We start from the raw sequence: 2,017 nt of genomic DNA on the forward strand, positions 1-2,017 counted from the left end.
CCTCGGCGGCCACCGCCACGACTTCGAGCACGTCATCTCCTGGGTCGACCAGGCCACGAACCAGGTGGAGTACGTCTCGACCACCCAGCACAGCACCGTCAAGACCTACCCGCGCTCGCAGGTCCGCTTCGACGGCACTCACCCCAAGACCGTGTACCACAAGGACGGTGCGAGCACGCACTTCTTCCGGCTGGCCAACGGCAACGACGAACCGCCGGAGAACCACTACCACGCCTGGCGCTACCCGCCGATCGTGGACTGGAACGGCTTCCCCACCACCGCGCTGCGGGACACCCTGATGAACGCCGACTTCGGGGCCGCGACCATCAAGGTCACCGACAAGGACAACCGTTTCCGCAACCTGCTCCGCAACGCCGAACCGTCCGGCATCCCCTTCGACCCCTCGGCCTGAGGCCCCGGGCGAGGCCGGACCGCGCCCCTCCCCGTGCTCGACCGGACGGCGGCCGAGCGCGGGGAGGGGCCGGCCGGCCCGGCGCCGGACAGCGGGCGTGACCTGTGGGAGACGGCGATCGTTCTGTGTCCGGGTGCCGACCGGTGCCCGGACACGGCACAGCCTTCATGCAAGGAGCACCACCCCATGAGCCTCTCGCGCACCGTCCTCACCGTGGCGCTGCTGTCCGCCTCCGCCCTGGCCGTCCCGTCCTCCGCGCAGGCGGCCCCACTGCCTCCCGCGTGTCAGGAGACGCTGCTCGAAACCCTCGACAAGTTCCCCGTCGTGGACTTCACGGTCCCCGAGAAGGTCCAGAACACGCTGCTGGGCGAGGTCCTGGGCCTGAGCAACGCCGACCAGGCGGTCTTCACCGAGGAGGCGTGCGCGTCCTGGAACACCTGGGCCACCAAGAACGGCCAAGCGGTGGCCACGGACCTGGACACGCGTTACCGGAACGCCGCCGGCCCCGCGTGCAACAAGTTCGCCACCTCCGCCATGGGGACGATCAAGAAGTACGCCCCGAACGTCCCGGCCCAGACGCGGGAGATGGAGAAGGTGGCCAAGAAGGTCTGGAAGAACTCCATGGAGAAGCTCGCCGCTCAGGCCACCAACGCCAACTGCCGTACGGCCTACAACGGGGTGAAGGCCGGCTGGTGACGGCCTGCTCCGCCTGACGCCACGTCCCGCGTCCGACGTCCTCGCCCCGCTCCGGGCCCTCCCGGAGCGGGGCGTCTTTCGTCCCCCTGCGGGTGCGGCCTCCACGAGTGCGGCGTCGACGCTCGGCCCTGCCGTGACCGGGTCGGACTACCTCTTCCCGGGGCGCACGGAAATCTATTTCGGCGAGAGTAGACATTGGGCGGTTCCGTGGGTATGTTTTCTCTCGTAGTCGAGATCGAGCAAGGCCCGGAGAGATGAACTGCCGGGCAGCCGTACAGGTAGTTCGCAACACGGTGCGGCGGTGGAGTCCCGAAGCCGGACAGATGCAGGACGGGCGACGGGGCTGGCCGCCGGACCGGGTGGCCCGCAGTGGTCAGGGGCCGCCGTCGGCAGGGCCGCGGTTCTTCACGCGGCAGTAGTTCGCGGTACCAGCAGTACGCGGTAACAGCAGTACGTAGTACCAGCAGTACGCAGTTCACGTCAGGTAAGCAGTCCGTCCAGAGGGAAGAACGGAGGAGTTGGACGCCATCGGGATCGCCCGGGCCGAACCGCTGAGCCCGGGTACCGCAGGACATCGACAGGCAGGTGGTCTCCGGTCACGCATCCGCGATCCCCGCGCACGCCCGCATCCCAGTGAGCCGGCGCGGAACAAGAAGGCCGACGCGATATCAAGGTCGGCCGATGGTGTAGCAGTTCCTTCGGGGCCCTGGTGTCATGCGACACCAGGGCCCCTCCACGGGTTCCACAGAGAGGTGCGATGACGGCAGACGACTCCTTCGACCGTCTCGATGACGACGACTACCCCGCCTACACCATGGGCCGGGCCGCCGAGATGCTCGGCACCACCCAGGGCTTCCTCCGCGCCGTCGGCGAGGCCCGCCTCATCACACCTGTCTCTTATACACATCT

2 protein-coding genes and 1 pseudogene are annotated in these 2,017 nt (G+C 68.4%); all 3 read left to right on the forward strand.

Annotation, left to right across the window (positions count from 1 at the left end; translation table 11 throughout):
• On the forward strand, positions 1-412 hold a 412-nt coding region (locus IH13_RS0116670), incomplete at its 5' end, for an NPP1 family protein (protein WP_031085199.1).
• 186 nt (positions 413-598) lie between these two features.
• Complete coding sequence (locus IH13_RS0116675) at positions 599-1,108, forward strand: hypothetical protein (RefSeq protein WP_031085201.1); 510 nt, start codon at positions 599-601, stop codon at positions 1,106-1,108.
• A gap of 757 nt (positions 1,109-1,865) precedes the next feature.
• Positions 1,866-2,017 (forward strand): annotated as a pseudogene (locus tag IH13_RS0116680) (MerR family transcriptional regulator); the annotation flags it as partial.

It is taken from the genome of Streptomyces sp. NRRL WC-3549 (assembly GCF_000721935.1).
GTDB lineage: Bacteria > Actinomycetota > Actinomycetes > Streptomycetales > Streptomycetaceae > Streptomyces.